15 protein-coding genes are annotated in these 17908 nt (G+C 54.0%); 9 read left to right on the forward strand and 6 right to left on the reverse strand.

Going from position 1 to position 17908, the window contains the following annotated elements:
- Positions 1-50: 50 nt before the first annotated feature.
- On the reverse strand, positions 51-1997 hold the full coding sequence (gene macB / locus FOB24_RS16470; protein ID WP_150345190.1) for a macrolide ABC transporter ATP-binding protein/permease MacB: 1947 nt from the start codon (positions 1995-1997) through the stop codon (positions 51-53).
- Positions 1994-3109 carry a macrolide transporter subunit MacA gene (macA, locus tag FOB24_RS16475; protein ID WP_038641845.1) on the reverse strand — a complete coding sequence of 372 codons (1116 nt, stop codon included), beginning with the start codon at positions 3107-3109 and terminating at the stop codon, positions 1994-1996. Before macA ends, macB begins: the two co-directional genes overlap by 4 nt.
- A 159-nt stretch (positions 3110-3268) precedes the next feature.
- Here macA and FOB24_RS16480 point away from each other — a divergent pair, with 159 nt between their 5' ends.
- Positions 3269-4216, forward strand: coding sequence for a VirK/YbjX family protein (locus tag FOB24_RS16480; protein ID WP_150345191.1), 948 nt, complete (start codon positions 3269-3271; stop codon positions 4214-4216).
- Here FOB24_RS16480 and FOB24_RS16485 read toward each other — a convergent pair.
- Positions 4213-5871 (reverse strand): ATP-dependent endonuclease, encoded by a 1659-nt coding sequence (locus FOB24_RS16485; RefSeq protein WP_038641848.1) that lies wholly within the window; start codon positions 5869-5871, stop codon positions 4213-4215. The genes FOB24_RS16480 and FOB24_RS16485 overlap by 4 nt on opposite strands.
- Before the next feature lie 371 nt (positions 5872-6242).
- Between FOB24_RS16485 and aqpZ the strand changes: the two genes are divergently transcribed.
- The 4 genes from aqpZ (at position 6243) to hcr (ending at position 10766) form a co-directional block, all read left to right on the forward strand.
- Complete coding sequence (aqpZ, locus tag FOB24_RS16490; RefSeq protein ID WP_137347121.1) at positions 6243-6938, forward strand: aquaporin Z; 696 nt, start codon at positions 6243-6245, stop codon at positions 6936-6938.
- Between the two features lie 141 nt (positions 6939-7079).
- Positions 7080-7979: a lysine exporter LysO family protein gene (locus tag FOB24_RS16495; RefSeq protein ID WP_087855944.1), complete on the forward strand. Its 900-nt coding sequence runs from the start codon at positions 7080-7082 to the stop codon at positions 7977-7979.
- Between the two features lie 155 nt (positions 7980-8134).
- Entirely contained in the window at positions 8135-9787 is a 1653-nt protein-coding gene (gene hcp, locus FOB24_RS16500; RefSeq protein WP_150345192.1) for a hydroxylamine reductase, read from the forward strand.
- A gap of 10 nt (positions 9788-9797) precedes the next feature.
- Positions 9798-10766 carry an NADH oxidoreductase gene (gene hcr / locus FOB24_RS16505; protein ID WP_150345193.1) on the forward strand — a complete coding sequence of 323 codons (969 nt, stop codon included), beginning with the start codon at positions 9798-9800 and terminating at the stop codon, positions 10764-10766.
- A 67-nt stretch (positions 10767-10833) separates the two neighbouring features.
- Here hcr and FOB24_RS16510 read toward each other — a convergent pair whose 3' ends face one another.
- Positions 10834-11268 carry a DoxX family protein gene (locus FOB24_RS16510; protein ID WP_137350825.1) on the reverse strand — a complete coding sequence of 145 codons (435 nt, stop codon included), beginning with the start codon at positions 11266-11268 and terminating at the stop codon, positions 10834-10836.
- Between the two features lie 153 nt (positions 11269-11421).
- On the opposite strand from FOB24_RS16510, the gene poxB reads away from it, so the two are divergent.
- From poxB to FOB24_RS16530, 4 genes are all read left to right on the forward strand, one after another.
- Positions 11422-13140 carry a ubiquinone-dependent pyruvate dehydrogenase gene (gene poxB / locus FOB24_RS16515; protein ID WP_042307401.1) on the forward strand — a complete coding sequence of 573 codons (1719 nt, stop codon included), beginning with the start codon at positions 11422-11424 and terminating at the stop codon, positions 13138-13140.
- A gap of 36 nt (positions 13141-13176) precedes the next feature.
- Positions 13177-14178 (forward strand): low-specificity L-threonine aldolase, encoded by a 1002-nt coding sequence (gene ltaE / locus FOB24_RS16520; protein ID WP_085047903.1) that lies wholly within the window; start codon positions 13177-13179, stop codon positions 14176-14178.
- A 10-nt stretch (positions 14179-14188) separates the two neighbouring features.
- Entirely contained in the window at positions 14189-15619 is a 1431-nt protein-coding gene (locus FOB24_RS16525) for an SDR family oxidoreductase (protein ID WP_038641871.1), read from the forward strand.
- Between the two features lie 97 nt (positions 15620-15716).
- Positions 15717-16730, forward strand: a complete 1014-nt coding sequence (locus FOB24_RS16530; protein ID WP_038641874.1) for an NAD-dependent epimerase/dehydratase family protein — start codon at positions 15717-15719, stop codon at positions 16728-16730.
- Here FOB24_RS16530 and FOB24_RS16535 read toward each other — a convergent pair.
- Both FOB24_RS16535 and FOB24_RS16540 read right to left on the reverse strand, forming a co-directional pair.
- Positions 16727-17557 (reverse strand): N-acetylmuramoyl-L-alanine amidase, encoded by an 831-nt coding sequence (locus tag FOB24_RS16535; RefSeq protein WP_150345194.1) that lies wholly within the window; start codon positions 17555-17557, stop codon positions 16727-16729. The genes FOB24_RS16530 and FOB24_RS16535 overlap by 4 nt on opposite strands.
- Positions 17554-17877 carry a heavy metal-binding domain-containing protein gene (locus FOB24_RS16540; protein WP_001160725.1) on the reverse strand — a complete coding sequence of 108 codons (324 nt, stop codon included), beginning with the start codon at positions 17875-17877 and terminating at the stop codon, positions 17554-17556. Before FOB24_RS16540 ends, FOB24_RS16535 begins: the two co-directional genes overlap by 4 nt.
- Between the last annotated feature and the right edge of the window lie 31 nt (positions 17878-17908).

Genomic DNA, 17908 nt, shown 5'->3' on the forward strand with positions numbered 1-17908 from the left:
CCGCAGTCAAAATGCCAGCCCTTGCGGCTGGCATTTTTATCTCTGTAACATTATTCCCGCGCTAACGCATCTACCGGATCAAGCCGCGCCGCATTACGCGCCGGTAACCAGCCAAACAAAATTCCGGTAGCGGTTGAGCACAGGAATGCCGTGAGCAGCGCAACGGGTGAGAAGCCAATTTCCCAGCCGGGCAGGAATAACTGTAGCGTAAAGGCGATCAGCATCGACAACGTGATGCCCAACGCGCCGCCAACCAGACATACCAGCACCGCTTCAATGAGGAACTGTTGCAGCACATCACTGGCGCGCGCGCCAACCGCCATACGAATGCCAATCTCGCGCGTTCGTTCGGTTACCGAAACCAGCATAATATTCATCACGCCGATTCCACCTACCACCAGCGAAATGACCGCCACCAGCGTCAGGAAGAGTTGTAATGTACGTGTGGTCTTTTCGGCGGTTTTCAAGACGCCGTCCATATTCCAGGTAAAGAAATCTTTCTTCCCATGGCGTAACGACAACAGACGGGTAAGTTGCTGCTCAGCCTGAGCGCTATCAAAACCGTCCTTCACTCGCACGGTGATTGAGTTCAGCCACGATTGCCCCATGATTCGCCCGGACATGGTGCTGTAAGGCAGCCAGACCCGCAGGATCTTACTACTGCCGAACATCGACTGTTTCTCCTCTGCAACGCCAATCACCGTAGCAGGCATATTTCCCACCAAAATGACTTCGCCCACCACCTTCGCTTTATTGGGGAACAACTGACGTCGGGTATTACTGTCAAGCACCACCACCTGCGCCCGGCCAGCCAGTTGCTCAGCGTTAAAGGTGGTGCCTTCGCTAAACGTCATGCCATAGACATTGAAATAGTCGCCGCTAACGCCGTTCGCACTGGCTGCCACGTCAATATTACCGTAGCGTAACCGCAGGTTCTTCGACACCGCAGGCGTCACCGAACTTACCCAGGGCTGTTTCTGCAGCGCGGTTAAATCGTCATATTTCAGCGCCTGTTGATACTGCGGATCGTCATCGCCGAAATCTTTGCCTGGATAGATATCAATGGTATTGGTACCGATAGCGCGAATGTCTGCCAGCACCAGCTGTTTTGCCGCATCCCCCACCACCACAATTGAAACCACCGAAGCAATACCGATGATAATCCCTAGCATGGTCAGCAGCGTACGCATCTTATTCGCAGCCATTGCCAGCCAGGCCATGGTGAGCGCTTCGCGAAAACCGCTGATAAACTGACTCCAGCCGGATACTGTTTTCACTGTCGACTCGGAGATTTCGCGTCCGCCAGAAGATTTGTGCGGCGGCGGATTACGTACGATCTCTCCGTCGCGAATTTCAATGACGCGCTCGGCCTGCTCGGCGACCTGGCTGTCGTGCGTAACGATAATTACCGTATGTCCGCGATCGCGAAGTTGATGCAAAATCGCCATCACCTCTTCGCCAGAATGGCTATCCAACGCGCCGGTGGGTTCGTCGGCAAGAATCACCTGCCCACCGTTCATCAGCGCACGCGCAATACTGACCCGCTGCTGCTGACCACCGGAAAGCTGGGAAGGCTGATAGTCAACCCTGTCGCCCAGCCCCAGCCGCTGGAGTAATTTCTGCGCACGAGCCAGACGTTGCTTACGTTCAGTCCCGGCATAGACCGCAGGCACCTCAACGTTTTGCGCGGCGCTCAAATGCGACAGCAAATGATAACGCTGGAAGATAAAACCGAAATGCTCGCGTCGCAGCTGCGCTAACGCATCGCTATCGAGGGTGGAGACATCGCGCCCGGCCACCCGATACGTGCCGCTGGTCGGTTTATCAAGACAGCCGAGAATGTTCATCAGCGTCGATTTACCCGAACCAGACGCGCCGACAATCGCTACCATTTCACCGGCCTGAATGCTCAAGGAAACGTCCTTTAACACCTCGACCTGCCCTTCGCCTGACGGGTAACTACGGCGGATATTGCTCAGCTCAAGCAATGCCGTCATTTCGCCGCTCCTGGATTGCCCTCGCCGGTAATGACTTCATCTCCCTCTTCCAGCCCCTTCACAATCTCCACATCGGTGTCATTGCGCGCGCCGATCACCACCTCACGCTCGCGGGTTTCGCCGTTACGCAGCAGCCTGACGTTATAGCGATTATTGCCAATAGGATCGCCCAGCGCCGACAGCGGGATGGTCAGGACATTTTTGACATCCGTGAGCTGAATATGAACCTGTGCGGTCATATCCAGACGCAGGATCCCTTTCGGATTAGGCACTTCAAAGCGGGCATAGTAGAAAATCGCATCATTCACTTTTTCCGGCGTCGGCAGGACATCTTTCAGCGTACCTTCGTAGCGCGTCTGTGGATCGCCCAGGACGGTGAACCAGGCTTTTTGTCCGGGATGCAGGTGAATAACATCCGCCTCGGAAACCTGCGCTTTCACCAGCATGGTACTCATGTCTGCTAGCGTCAGAATGTTAGGCGCCTGCTGGGCGGCAATAACGGTTTGTCCTTGCAGGGTGGTTATTTGCGTAACCTCACCCGCCATCGGCGCCACAATGCGGGTGTAATCAAGGTTGGTCTTTGCTGTATCAAGAGAGGCTTGATTACGCTTAATCTGCGCATCAATGGTGCCGATTTGCGCCTGTTTGACCGCCATCTCGGTAGCCGCGGTATCGAGATCCTGTTGTGAAACCGCCTGGGTTTTCGCCAACTGTTGCTGACGGGAAAGCGTCACCCGCGCCAGCTTCCACTCGGCTTCAGCCTGTAAACGCTGGGCGCGTAATTCCATCAGCGTCGCTTCAACCTCTTTGATCTGGTTTTGCGCCTGTTCAGGATCGATAACGCCAAGCAGTTGATCTTTTTTTACTTTATCGCCAATCGCGACCGACAGCGTTTTTAACTGCCCACTGACCTGCGCCCCGACGTCAACTTTACGCAGCGCATCCAGTTTCCCGGTTGCCAGTACGCTTTGCTGGAGATCGCCTGGACGAACAATTAACGTTTGATACTGAGGTAAAGGCGCATTAAGCGTTCGCCATAGTGCAATTATCGCCACAATAAGGATGATGGCGAAGATAAAATAGCGTTTTTTGATTTTTCCCTTGAGCTTCATAAATGTCCCAATTCCCCCAATACGTCCATCAGAGTGGAGTGTTAAACGTCAACGTTAAATAAATAGCCGTTGAAAAGCGCAAGAATAACAGAGTTATTGATGAATGGTTAAGATCCGCTGTGCTGAAATTAATGCCAGGGTATCAATCGGATTTATATTATGAGTCAACTAACTGAAAGCGCTTTTCTTTCCAGCAAACCCATCACCAGCCTGAGTCTTTTTTACAGCCTGAGCCGCGGTCAATTACGGCCTGCACAGTGTTGGGATAAACGGAGCTTTCGGCGTAAGTTTATCTGGCGTTCATTGCTGATACCTCGCCTTACCCAGGAATGGATGACTGAACTGGCGCAGTGGCCGGAGCTTGAAGACCTGCTCGCCCGTCAACCCCGACTGCCCGTTCGTCTGCATCGTCCTTACCTTGCCGCCAACTTCGATCCCAGAATGCGATTAGATGCGGTGCGTTTTCATTATCATGTTATCCGCCATGCATTTTTACCTGGTGAATTTAACGCTTTATTAAGTCATGACGGCTTACAGTTGGCGCAAATTGCAGGCAAAGATAACGAGATATTTACCGTGACCATGATGATGTTTCCGGTACTGGATAAAGAAGGTGAAAGTACCATTCTGGTACGAAATGGCGATGGTGACGAGCTGACTAAAATGACATTTACGTTCTGCGAATATAATGGGAAAAGCACATTATTTATCGGCGGCATGCAGGGCAATTCACAACTTCCGCACGAAGCAACACAAAAAGCGACCAAATCCTGCCACGGAATATTCCCCAAACGCCTTGTTATGGAAGCCATTTGTCGTTTAGCGGAACAATTGAATATCGAAAAGGTAATGGCTGTCAGTAACGAGCAGCATATCTTTCGCAGTCCGCGTTACAACGATAAAAACAAAGTGATTCTTTCCGACTACAACGCATTTTGGTCGTCGCTTGGCGGCGAGTGCGACAGCCGCGGGTACTATCATATTCCGCGTGCGCTGGCACGAAAAAGCGAAGCGGAAATTGCCAGTAAAAAACGCGCAGAATACCGCCGTCGCTATCAGCTACTGGACAGCATCCACGCGCAGCTGTCGTCGATGTTTCGCCACTAATCCGCTCTGCCGCGTGCCAGCCACAGCACGCGGGAAAACATTTTCCGCAACAAAGTGGGAACGGCGTCTACACCACGCCGCCCTGCTTCCATCGCCACCTCGATCGCCAGATCCGGTTTTGACGAACGATGAATCGCCTTGGAGATAATTTTGCGCATATTCATTGGCACGTTTTCCGGAATCTGCGCGACGCGATGAAAGACATCGGCGAACCCCTGACGATACATAAAGTGTTCCATATCCAGCGCGGGGAGCATGGTTAAATGATCGCGCTCCTCCTCTCTGTCGTTATTCAATAAACCGCGCACCGTGGCGGCATACTTTTTCCCCGCTTCATCGCCATCGACCAGCACGTGCCATTCAATTCCCATCCGGCGGGCAAACTTAACCAGTGGTTTAAGGCCTGACTGAGCAAATTCGATGACTTTAATGCCTTCCGCATCAAAGTGGTGTCCGCACTGGCGGGCCAGCTCGTTAATGACCCAAGTTTCCGTTTCGCCTTCCACCAGCAGCCAGCAGCGGGCAAACAGTGAAGATGCGCGATTGAAACGAATATGGAAAGCAATACGCCGACCGTCCTCCGCGCTGATCCCACCCGGCCCCAGTCGCCAGGCGGCGACGCGGGATGACTCACGCACCAGACGGACAACATGTTCCACCGGCGTGAGAGACAGCAACTCACCGGAGTTGGTGGTCGCCACCCGCTGGAGAGGAAGTAGATTCAGCAGGTGCCAGGCAACCGACAACATGATGGGATGTAAACGCGTTTCCGGGTCTTCTATCAGCAATAAAGGCCGGGCATCTTTATCCAGCCTTAACGTGCCTTTGGCCTGCAACAGCGTCGAGAACAGTCCCAACAGGATAACGCGATGCGTTCGTCCGCCAGGTTTATCAATCATGCGGTTAATGATATCCAGATAGCGCCAGCTACGTTGCTCGTTATTGGAGCGGCGGCGCATCAGGCGATAGCGGGACTGACCAGAACCCTGCTCAGAAAAATAGTGCTCTAATAGCTGCACCATAGCCGACAGCCCCTGACGAATCTGCCCATCGGTCAGGTTTTGTGGTCGGGTAGCCAGTTCACGCGCCAGAAAATCCAGCTGGCGAGCGGTCACTTCAACATCCGCCGAATCCGGCACCGTACCGTTACGAATGCGCCGCATAAAACGCGCGTCGCGCAGACGCAACACAGGCATCAGACGCACGAGATGCCGCGCCAGATCGTTAATGTCGTCGAGATTTAGCGGATGACCATCACTATCAAGAAAACTACGTAGCGTCAGGACGGTCCCATCATCCGCGCACTCGCCCTCCAGACGATAGAATATACGGTGATAGCTATCGTGGCACGGCGTCCAGCAGGCTTCCAGAGGACGGTAGCGACGAACCCGATGACGACCCGGCTGAGATTCACGAAACGTCAGGATAATGTGCAAATGATGTTCCCGGCCCTGTATATCCCCCGGCGGGAACCAAAAATCATCGCGGTCAAAGTGGTACAAATCAGATTCCGGCGACAGCAGCAAGGTTAAGGCATCCAGCAGACTGGACTTCCCCCACGCGTTCTCCCCAATCAGCACGTTACTCTGCTCAAGCATCAACGACAGGCGGTTAATACCACGAAATCCAACAATCTCAACGCGTTCGAGAATCATATAGCCTCCGGAAATGCTAACTTTTTCCTTCAAGTTATCAGAAGTATAACGTTAACCGAGCGCTCAGGGCACCCGATATCATCAGGAGGTTAATCGCAGAAATCAAAAAAATTAAGAATATTCTTCTTATGTTTTCCTGTGATTATAATTTCTGAGCTCAATCATCATTTTTAGCTAATTGAACTATGCTTCATTCATCCAATATTCAAAAAGGAATCACGACATATTGCCTTAAATCAAATTTTTTCATCAATTTAACTGGCGAAGGGATGATGTTTTTTTCTAAAATACCCGCTCTTTCATCATCGTCCCTTTAAGCGATGAATTACCGGGCAAGGAATACGAACCCGGAACTTTTAATTGAGGTGGTTATGTTCAGGAAATTAGCAGCCGAATTCTTCGGTACGTTTTGGCTCGTCTTTGGTGGGTGCGGTAGCGCAGTACTGGCCGCAGCATTCCCGGAATTGGGAATTGGATTCACCGGTGTCGCATTGGCATTTGGTCTGACCGTATTAACTATGGCCTTTGCCGTGGGCCATATTTCAGGTGGACATTTTAACCCGGCAGTAACCTTCGGTTTATGGGCTGGCGGTCGCTTCCCGGCGAAAGACGTTATTGGATATGTTATTGCGCAGGTTGTGGGCGGTATTGTTGCAGCTGCGGCTCTGTATCTAATTGCCAGCGGTAAAGCAGGTTTTGATGCAACCGCCAGCGGTTTTGCTTCGAACGGCTTTGGTGAGCATTCACCTGGCGGTTATTCCATGCTTTCTGCTGTTGTAATTGAAATTATTCTGACCGCTGGTTTCTTATTAGTGATCCACGGCGCGACCGACAAACATGCTCCGGCAGGTTTTGCCCCTATTGCAATCGGTCTGGCGTTAACACTGATCCACTTGATCAGCATTCCAGTCACTAATACCTCCGTAAACCCGGCACGTAGTACCGCAGTTGCCATTTTCCAGGGCGGCTGGGCATTGCAACAATTGTGGTTCTTCTGGGTCATGCCAATTATCGGTGGGGTTCTCGGCGGTCTTATTTACCGCACTCTGCTGGAAAAACGCGATTAATCGATAACAAAAAGGCCTGGCGAAAGTCAGGCTTTTTTTCCTCGCTATATTTCCTTTTATTTGCAACTTTACTCCCCTCTTTGCATTGAGTAGTGTGTGCTTGCGCATTTCGTCTTACATCTCAGCAAGGATCGGGTTTTCATGTTTTCAGGGCTGTTAATCATTCTGGTTCCCCTTATTGTGGGCTACCTTATTCCACTTCGGCACATGGGCGCACTAAAACTCATCAATCGCCTGTTGAGCTGGATCGTGTACCTTATTCTCTTTTTTATGGGCATCAGCCTGGCGTTTCTGGATAATCTCGCCAGCAACCTGTTAGCCATACTTCATTATTCTGCTGTCAGCGTGACGGTCATTTTGCTGTGTAATATCGCCGCGCTGTTCTGGCTGGAGCGTTCACTGCCCTGGCGGCATAACCATCAGCAAGAGAAACTACCGTCGCGGATCGCGATGGCGTTTGAGTCGCTCCAGCTTTGCGGGGTTGTCGTGGTGGGCTTCCTGCTGGGTCTCACCGGTCTTTCCTTTTTGCAGCACGCCACCGAAGCAAGCGAATATACGTTAATCTTTTTACTGTTCCTGGTGGGGATTCAGCTTCGCAACAGCGGTATGACCCTCAAGCAAATCGTGCTGAATCGCCGGGGCATGATTGTTGCCGCCGTCGTCGTCGCCAGTTCGATGCTGGCGGGGGTTATCAATGCGTTTATCCTCGGCCTGCCGGTCAAAACCGCGATGGCGATGGCGTCAGGTTTTGGCTGGTATTCGCTGTCCGGTATTCTGTTAACCGAATCGTTCGGGCCGGTGATTGGGAGTGCCGCCTTCTTTAATGACCTGGCGCGAGAACTGATTGCCATTATGTTGATTCCCGGCATGGTGGGCCGCAGTCGCTCTACCGCGTTGGGGCTATGCGGGGCCACATCGATGGATTTCACCCTGCCGGTTTTACAACGCAGCGGTGGACTGGAAATGGTTCCGGCAGCCATCGTGCACGGTTTTATCCTGAGTCTGTTAGTCCCTCTGTTAATGGCATTTTTCTCCGCCTGACCCTCAAACAAATACCTCTCTGGCGGTAGTCAGCTACCGCCAAAATTGCGCTAAATCAATCTCCTTGCAAGTTGTAGCAGAAATCCCTTTTATCCCTGCGCGCACAGGCATAACCTTAAACATGTATATTAAATATAACTTTAAAAGGTGTGACCATGTTTTGTGTGCAATGTGAACAAACCATCCGTACTCCGGCAGGGAACGGCTGCTCTTACGCGCAGGGTATGTGCGGTAAAACGGCTGAAACCTCCGATTTGCAGGATCTGCTGATTGCTTCCCTACAAGGTCTGTCTGCATGGGCTGTTAAAGCGCGTGAATACGGCATCATCGACCATGACGTTGATAACTTCGCACCGCGTGCGTTCTTCTCCACGCTGACCAACGTTAACTTCGACTCCCCGCGTATTGTTGGCTATGCCCGTGAAGCGATTGCCATGCGCGACGCGCTGAAAGCGCAATGTCTGAACATCGATGCGAACGCAGTGGTCGACAACCCGATGGCCGACCTGCAACTGGTCAGCGACGATCTGGGCGACCTGCAACGTCAGGCGGCGGAATTTACCCCGAACAAAGACAAAGCGGCCATCGGTGAGAACATTCTCGGCCTGCGCCTGCTGTGCCTGTACGGCCTGAAAGGTGCCGCGGCTTACATGGAACACGCGCACGTTCTCGGCCAGTACGACAACGACATCTACGCCCAGTACCACAAAATTATGGCGTGGCTGGGGACCTGGCCTGCCGATATGAACGCTCTGCTGGAGTGTTCTATGGAAATCGGCCAGATGAACTTCAAAGTGATGAGCATCCTGGACGCCGGTGAAACCACTAAATACGGTCACCCGACGCCGACTCAGGTCAATGTTAAAGCCACCGTTGGTAAATGCATCCTGATCTCCGGTCACGACCTGAAAGATCTCTACAACCTGCTGGAGCAGACCGAAGGTACCGGCGTTAACGTCTATACCCACGGCGAAATGCTGCCGGCACACGGCTACCCGGAACTGCGCAAGTTCAAACATCTGATTGGTAACTATGGCAGCGGCTGGCAGAACCAGCAGGTTGAGTTCGCTCGCTTCCCTGGCCCAATCGTGATGACCTCTAACTGCATCATCGACCCAACCGTGGGCGCGTACGACGACCGTATCTGGACCCGTAGCATCGTCGGCTGGCCGGGTGTGAGCCACCTCGAAGGCGACAACTTCGGTCCGGTCATCGCTCAGGCACAACAGATGGCAGGCTTCCCGTACAGCGAAATCCCGCACCTGATAACCGTAGGTTTCGGTCGTCAGACGCTGCTGGGCGCTGCTGATACGCTGATCGACCTGGTCAGCCGTGAAAAACTGCGTCATATCTTCCTGGTCGGCGGCTGCGACGGCGCGCGCGGCGAACGTAACTACTTCACCGACTTCGCCACCAGTGTCCCGGACGATTGCCTGATCCTGACCCTGGCGTGCGGTAAATACCGTTTCAACAAACTGGAGTTCGGCGATATCGAAGGCCTGCCGCGTCTGGTCGATGCCGGTCAGTGTAACGATGCTTACTCTGCCATCATCCTGGCAGTCACTCTGGCAGAGAAGCTGGGCTGCGGCGTCAACGACCTGCCGCTGTCTCTGGTGCTCTCCTGGTTCGAACAGAAAGCGATTGTGATTCTGCTGACCCTGCTGTCGCTGGGCGTGAAAAACATCGTCACTGGCCCAACAGCGCCTGGTTTCTTCACGCCGGATCTGCTGGCTGTGCTCAACGAGAAATTCGGCCTGCGTTCCGTGACCACCGTTGAAGAAGACATGAAGCAGTTGCTGAGCGCGTAAGGAGTAAAGAATGACAATGCCAACTCATCAGTGCCCATGGCGGATGCAGGTGCATCACATCCATCAGGAAACGCCGGATGTATGGACGATTTCGTTGCTGTGCCACGACTATTATCCGTACCGCGCCGGGCAGTATGCACTGGTCAGCGTACGTAACTCAGCCCAGACGCTGCGTGCTTACACCATTTCGTCTACGCCGGGAGTAAGCGAGTACATTACGCTGACCGTTCGCCGGATTGACGATGGCGCAGGTTCAGAGTGGCTGACCCGTGACGTGAAGCGCGGCGACTATATCTGGCTGTCCGATGCCATGGGTGAATTTACCTGTGAAGATAAGGCGGAAGATAAGTTCCTGATGCTGGCTGCCGGTTGCGGCGTGACGCCAATCATGTCAATGCGTCGCTGGTTGGCAAAGTACCGCCCACAGGCCGATGTGCAGGTGATCTTTAACGTTCGTTCACCGCAAGATGTTATTTTTGCCGACGAATGGCGTGACTATCCGGTGACGCTAGTCGCTGAAAACAATGCCACCCACGGTTTTGTTTCTGGCCGACTGACGACCGATCTGCTGAAAAGCGTGCCGGATCTGGTCTCTCGTACCGTGATGACCTGCGGCCCGGCGCCGTATATGGATCTGGTCGAGAAAGAAGTCAAAGCACTGGGCGTGACGCGCTTCTTTAAAGAGCAGTTCTTCACGCCAGTTGCCGAGGCCGCCACCAGCGGTCTGAAGTTCACCAAGCTGCAACCGGCGAAAGAGTTTTACGCGCCGGTGGGCAGTACGCTGCTGGACGCGCTGGAAAGCAATAAAGTGCCGGTCGTTGCCGCATGTCGTGCGGGCGTTTGCGGCTGCTGCAAAACCAAAGTGGTTGACGGTAACTACACGGTCAGCAGTACCATGACGCTGACGGATGCAGAAATAGCCGAAGGCTATGTACTGGCCTGCTCCTGTCATCCGCAGAGCGATTTAGTACTCGCTTAATCTGTAAAATACCCCTTCGTAGCTGCTCCAGGCCGGATAATGCGTTTACGCCATATCCGGCCTTTTTTTACCGCCAGGCCGAATTTCCTGCCACCGAGAAACGCCCCGCCCCTAAAAACGCGACAGCCAGCGCGCCGAGCAAGAAGTACACCAGACTCTCAATCGCCCATGCGCCGGTTTTGTCCAGTGACCAGGTTTCGCCCATCCCGACCATCAGCCACGCCACCACCATCGTAAACGCCAGCCCCAACGCCGCCGGACGGGTCAGGATCCCCAGGATAATCAGGCAAGGCGCAACGACCTCCCCCAACAGAACGCCGTAAGCAATAAAGCCCGGAAAACCTTTCGCTATCAGCATGCCGCTGATGCCCTCAATACCGGAGAACAATTTATGTAAGCCATGAAACAGCATCAGCCCGCCGACAGCGATGCGTAACAGAAACTTGCCAAAGTCTTCATGAGTCAGCGTTCGGTTAACTGCATTTAATAGTTTAGTAACCATTTGAATTCATTCCTTGTTTCACCATGCCAGATATCAAACTACGCGTTATCTGCTCGAAATGTAAGCTGCCGAAAATAAGGGGGAAATGAGAAGCATAACTATCATCTTCATCTAAACTTGTAACCGGTATCACATTAAAGGAGATGGAAAACCATGAAACAAACGGTTGCCGCTTTTATTGCTAAAACCCTCGAACAAGCTGGCGTTAAACGCATTTGGGGCGTGACGGGCGACTCATTAAATGGTCTTAGTGACAGTCTTAATCGTATGGGAACGATTGACTGGATGCCGACCCGTCATGAAGAAGTTGCCGCCTTCGCCGCTGGCGCAGAGGCGCAGCTAACCGGCGAACTGGCCGTCTGTGCCGGTTCATGTGGACCAGGGAACCTGCACCTGATCAATGGGCTGTTTGATTGCCACCGCAACCATGTTCCAGTCCTGGCGATTGCCGCACATATCCCTTCCAGTGAGATCGGCAGCGGTTATTTTCAGGAGACCCACCCGCAAGAGTTGTTCCGCGAATGTAGCCACTATTGCGAGCTGGTTTCCAGCCCTGAACAGATCCCGCAGGTACTCGCCATTGCCATGCGTAAAGCCGTATTAAATCGTGGCGTCTCAGTCGTGGTATTACCCGGCGACGTCGCGCTGAAGCCCGCGCCGGAAAGCGCCAGCACGCACTGGTATCATGCGCCACTCCCGGTCGTCACCCCGGAAGAAGAAGAACTCAGAAAACTGGCGCAACTGCTGCGTTATTCCAGCAATATCGCCCTGATGTGCGGCAGCGGCTGTGCCGGCGCGCATCAAGAACTGGTTGAGTTTGCGGCAAAAATCAAAGCGCCGATTGTTCATGCCCTGCGGGGTAAAGAACACGTCGAATACGATAACCCGTATGACGTCGGTATGACCGGGCTGATTGGCTTTTCATCCGGATTCCACACCATGATGAATGCCGACACGCTGATCCTGCTCGGCACCCAGTTCCCCTATCGCCCGTTCTACCCCACCGACGCCAAAATTATTCAGATTGATATCAATCCGGCGAGCATCGGCGCGCACAGTAAAGTTGATATGGCGCTGGTGGGCGATATTAAATCCACTCTCCGCGCCCTGCTGCCGCTGGTGGAGGAAAAAACCGAGCGGAAGTTTTTGGACAAAGCGCTGGAGCACTATCGTGAGGCGCGCAAGGGTCTGGATGATTTAGCCAAACCGAGCGACAAAGCCATTCATCCGCAGTATCTGGCGCAGCAGATCAGCCATTTTGCCGCTGACGACGCGATCTTTACCTGCGATGTTGGTACCCCGACGGTTTGGGCGGCACGCTATCTGAAAATGAACGGCAAACGCCGCCTGCTCGGGTCGTTTAACCACGGGTCGATGGCGAACGCTATGCCACAGGCGCTCGGCGCCCAAGCGACCGAACCGGGACGCCAGGTCATCGCCATGTGCGGTGACGGCGGTTTTAGCATGCTGATGGGCGATTTTCTGTCGGTTGTCCAGATGAAGCTGCCGGTGAAGATTATCGTCTTCAACAACAGCGTGCTGGGATTTGTGGCGATGGAGATGAAGGCTGGCGGTTATCTGACCGACGGCACGGAGCTGCACGACACAAACTTCGCGCGGATTGCCGAAGCCTGCGGCATTACGGGCATTCGTGTGGAGAAATCCTCAGAGGTCGATGAAGCGCTGCAAAGGGCGATGTCGATTGACGGTCCGGTGCTGGTCGACGTGGTGGTGGCGAAAGAAGAGTTAGCCATCCCGCCGCAGATCAAACTCGAACAAGCAAAAGGTTTTAGCCTGTATATGTTGCGCGCAATCATCAGCGGACGCGGTGATGAAGTGATGGAACTGGCGAAAACGAACTGGCTCAGGTAAAACAGAGGGCATTACCTCACTAAAAAAGGAATGCCCGTGATTGACTTACGCAGTGATACCGTAACCCGGCCGAGTCGCGCCATGCTGGAAGAGATGATGGCCGCCCCGGTCGGGGACGACGTATACGGAGATGACCCTACCGTTAACGCTCTCCAGCAATACGCTGCAGAGCTTTCCGGCAAAGAAGCCGCTATTTTCTTACCTACCGGCACCCAGGCGAACCTGGTTGCACTGCTCAGCCACTGCCAGCGCGGCGAAGAATATATTGCAGGCCAGGGCGCACATAACTATCTCTACGAAGCGGGCGGCGCAGCGGTGCTCGGCAGCATTCAGCCGCAGCCTATCGACGCCGCGCCGGATGGCACCTTACCGCTGGACAAAGTGGCGGCAAAAATCAAAGCGGACGATATCCATTTTGCCCGCACACGCCTGCTTAGTCTGGAAAACACCCACAACGGCAAAGTGCTGCCACGCGAGTATCTGAAAGATGCCTGGGAATTCACTCGTGAGCGCAATCTGGCCCTGCACGTTGATGGCGCGCGTATTTTTAACGCCGTCGTCGCTTACGGTTGTGAGCTGAAAGAGATCGCGCAATACTGCGACTCGTTCACCATTTGTCTCTCCAAAGGTCTGGGAACGCCGGTAGGCTCACTGCTGGTCGGTAGTCACGACTACATTAAACGCGCCATCCGCTGGCGTAAAATGACCGGAGGCGGAATGCGTCAGGCCGGGATTCTGGCGGCGGCCGGACTGTATGCGTTGAAAAATAACGTGGCGCGTTTACAGGAAGACCATGACAACGCGGCCTGGATGGCGGAACAACTGCGCGAAGCAGGCGCAGACGTCATGCGTCACGATACCAATATGCTGTTTGTCCGCGTTGGCGAAGAACACGCTGCTGCGCTGGGCGAGTACATGAAGGCGCAAGGGGTACTGATTAACGCCTCCCCGATTGTACGCCTGGTGATGCATCTGGACGTATCGCGTGAACAACTTGCTGAAGTCGCCGCCCACTGGCGCGCTTTTTTAACTCGCTAAGGAGATAGGCGTGCCGCAACGGATTTTGGTTCTTGGCGCCAGTGGCTACATTGGTCAGCATCTGGTACAGGCGCTCAGTCAGCAAGGGCACCAGGTACTGGCTGCGGCACGCCGGATTGAACGGCTGGAAAAACTGCAACTGGCCAACGTCAGTTGCCACAAAGTCGACTTAACCTGGCCTGATAACCTGACGCCGCTGCTGACGGATGTTGATACGGTTTATTACCTGGTCCATGGCATGGGCGAAGGCGGTGATTTTATCGCTCATGAGCGCCAGGTCGCGATGAACGTGCGTGATGCGCTACGTAGCATCCCCGTCAAACAGCTTATTTTCCTGAGCTCATTACAGGCTCCGCGACATGAACAATCCGATCATCTGCGTGCGCGGCAGATAACCGCAGACATCCTGCGCGAAGCAGGCGTGCCGATGACCGAATTACGGGCAGGCATTATCGTCGGGGCGGGTTCCGCCGCTTTTGAAGTGATGCGCGATATGGTCTACAACCTGCCGGTACTTACGCCTCCGCGCTGGGTACGTTCGCGTACCACGCCCATCGCGCTGGAAAATTTGATGTACTATCTGGTGGCGCTGTTGGACCATCCCACAAGCCATCACCGCGTACTCGAAGCCGCAGGGCCACAGATATTAAGCTATCAGGAACAGTTCGAGCATTTCATGGCCGTCAGCGGCAAACACCGCTTGTTGATCCCTATCCCGTTTCCGACCAGTTGGATTTCGGTGTGGTTTTTGAATGTTATTACATCGGTACCGCCCACTACAGCAAAGGCGCTGATACAAGGCTTAAAGCATGACCTGCTGGCCGACGACGCTGAGCTACGCGCGCTGATCCCGCAAAAGCTGATCGCCTTTGATGACGCAGTGCGCAGCACGCTGAAAGAAGAAGAGAAGCTGGTTAACTCCAGCGACTGGGGGTATGACGCTCAGGCATTCGCCCGTTGGCGTCCCGAATATGGCTATTTTGCCAAACAGGCTGGCTTCAGCGTCGACACCTCCGCCAGTCTGAAAGCGCTGTGGCAGGTGGTGAACCGACTCGGCGGGAGAGAGGGCTATTTCTTTGGCAATTTTTTGTGGAAGACGCGCGCCGCACTGGATCTGCTGGTCGGCCATAAGCTGGCAAAAGGCCGCCCGGAAAACCCGTTGTTGCAGGTTGGCGATGCCGTGGATAGCTGGAAAGTGATCATCGTTGAGCCAGAAAAACAGCTCACACTGCTGTTTGGCATGAAAGCGCCGGGATTAGGCCGTTTAAGCTTTACACTGGAAGATAAAGGCGATCATCGGCGCATTGATGTACGCGCCTGGTGGCATCCGCACGGCATGCCCGGTCTCTTCTACTGGTTGTTGATGATCCCGGCTCATCTGTTCATTTTCAGAGGGATGGCAAAGCGTATCGCCAAACTTGCAGAACAAATCACAGACTAATGACAAAAAGAGACTGTATTCTTTCACGTTTCCCATTGCATACAGGCGTATTTCACGGAAGAATGCGCACGACGTTTTTTAAACACAGTGGATTGATATGAAGGTACTGGTTACCGGAGCCACCAGCGGCTTGGGCCGAAATGCGGTTGAGTTTCTATGCAGCAAAGGCGTCAGCGTCAGAGCCACCGGTCGCAACGAAGCGATGGGCAAGCTGCTGGAGAAAATGGGCGCAGAATTTGTGCATGCGGATTTGACCGAACTGGTCTCTTCGCAGGCAAAGGTCATGCTCGCAGGTATCGACACGCTGTGGCACTGCTCCAGTTTTACCTCGCCGTGGGGAACGCAGGAAGCCTTCGATCTGGCCAACGTTCGTGCTACCCGCCGTCTGGGCGAATGGGCCGTTGCCTGGGGCGTACGTAACTTTATCCATATCTCCTCTCCGTCACTCTATTTTGACTATCACCATCATCGGGATATCAAAGAGGACTTCCGACCACATCGCTTCGCCAATGAATTCGCCCGCAGTAAAGCGGCTGGTGAAGATGTGATTGCGCTGCTCGCGCAGGCTAACCCGCAGACCCGCTTCACGGTATTGCGTCCACAAAGTCTGTTCGGACCTCACGATAAAGTTTTTATCCCCCGTCTGGCCCACATGATGTACCACTACGGCAGCATCCTGTTGCCGCACGGTGGAAGTGCGTTGGTGGATATGACCTATTATGAGAACGCGGTACACGCAATGTGGCTGGTAAGCCAGGAAGCTTGCGATAACCTGCCGTCAGGCCGCGCATACAACATTACTAACGGCGAGCATCGAACGCTGCGCAGTATCGTGCAGAAGCTGATCGACGAGTTGAATATTGATTGCCGAATCCGCTCGGTGCCCTACCCGATGCTGGACATGATTGCTCGCAGCATGGAGCGTCTGGGCAATAAATCGGCGAAAGAGCCAAAGCTTACGCACTACGGCGTCTCGAAGCTGAATTTTGACTTTACGCTGGATACCACCCGCGCTCAGGAAGAGTTAGGTTACCAGCCCATCGTCACGCTGGATGAAGGGATTGAGCGTACCGCGGCCTGGCTGCGCGACCACGGTAAGCTGCCGCGTTAACCCTGCCCGTATTTCTCCAGCAAGGCCTCCGCAATCGCCTGCGTTTCTGCATCCGCCACGCCGTTCCACAACGTCGGGCGGAAGTGCATCTGGAATGCCATAATCACTCGCTGCTGTTCACGCGGCGTCATTTCGGGTTTCACCTCATAACCATAGCGCGACAGCAGATCGAGTAACGATGCAGTGTCTACCGGTGTAGACGGCGCTCTCCCGTTGAGATAAAACCCCACGCGCTGAGCATCAGGCCATGCGCCGATTCCCTGTGCAGCCAGCTGTTTCCATGGAAACAATGGGCCAGGATCGTCCTTACGCTGCGGTGCGACGTCCGCATGAGCCACCACGTTTTGCGGCTTGATGTCGTAGCGAGCAATAATGTCCTTCGCCAGTGGGATCAACGCCTGAATCTGCGCTGGCTCAAACGGGGCAAAATATTTCGTTCCCGCCGATTTTTGCCAGCCGCGGTTTTCCAGCTCAATGCCAATCGAGGTATCGTTAATCCGCGTCGCGCCGCGCCAGAAGCTAATCCCGGCATGCCAGGCCAGATCGTTTTCCGGCACCAGTTGCCAGATACGCGGCTTGCCGTGATAAAGCGGCGGCACAGCCGGGATCAGATAGTGCGAACTGACGTTTTTATCGGTCAGCGTAGCCAGAGAAGCGTCAAAATCATCAGCCGTGTAATGGATAACCAGCACTTTGATGCGCGGATAAGCGGCCTGCGCCTGACGGCGGGTATCTAACTGGTATCCGTCTTTATCGACAATCCCTTTTTCGCCAGCACAGCCCGCCAGCAGCAGCGTCAATGCCAGCAGCCACAACAGACGCTTCATCGGCGAGTTTTCACCGCAGTGCCGCTGACGCTCACCATCAACATGCTGCCATCTTTACCCACGGTTTCGTAATCAATGTCGATACCGACGACCGCATCGGCACCCAGCGCTTTCGCCTGTTCACCCAGCTCCTGAAAAGCAATTTCGCGCGCTTTACGCAACTCTTTTTCATACGCGCCGGAGCGGCCGCCGACAATATCGCGAATGCCGGCGAAGAAATCGCGGAAGATATTCGCGCCTAAAATCGCTTCGCCCGTCACCACACCGCAGTATTCCACGATGCTCTGCCCTTCAAGCGTTGGGGTAGTTGAAAACTGCATGATTAATCTCCTTTTTGCGCTAAGAGCACGA

It is taken from the genome of Citrobacter werkmanii (assembly GCF_008693645.1).
Classification (GTDB): Bacteria; Pseudomonadota; Gammaproteobacteria; order Enterobacterales; family Enterobacteriaceae; genus Citrobacter; species Citrobacter werkmanii.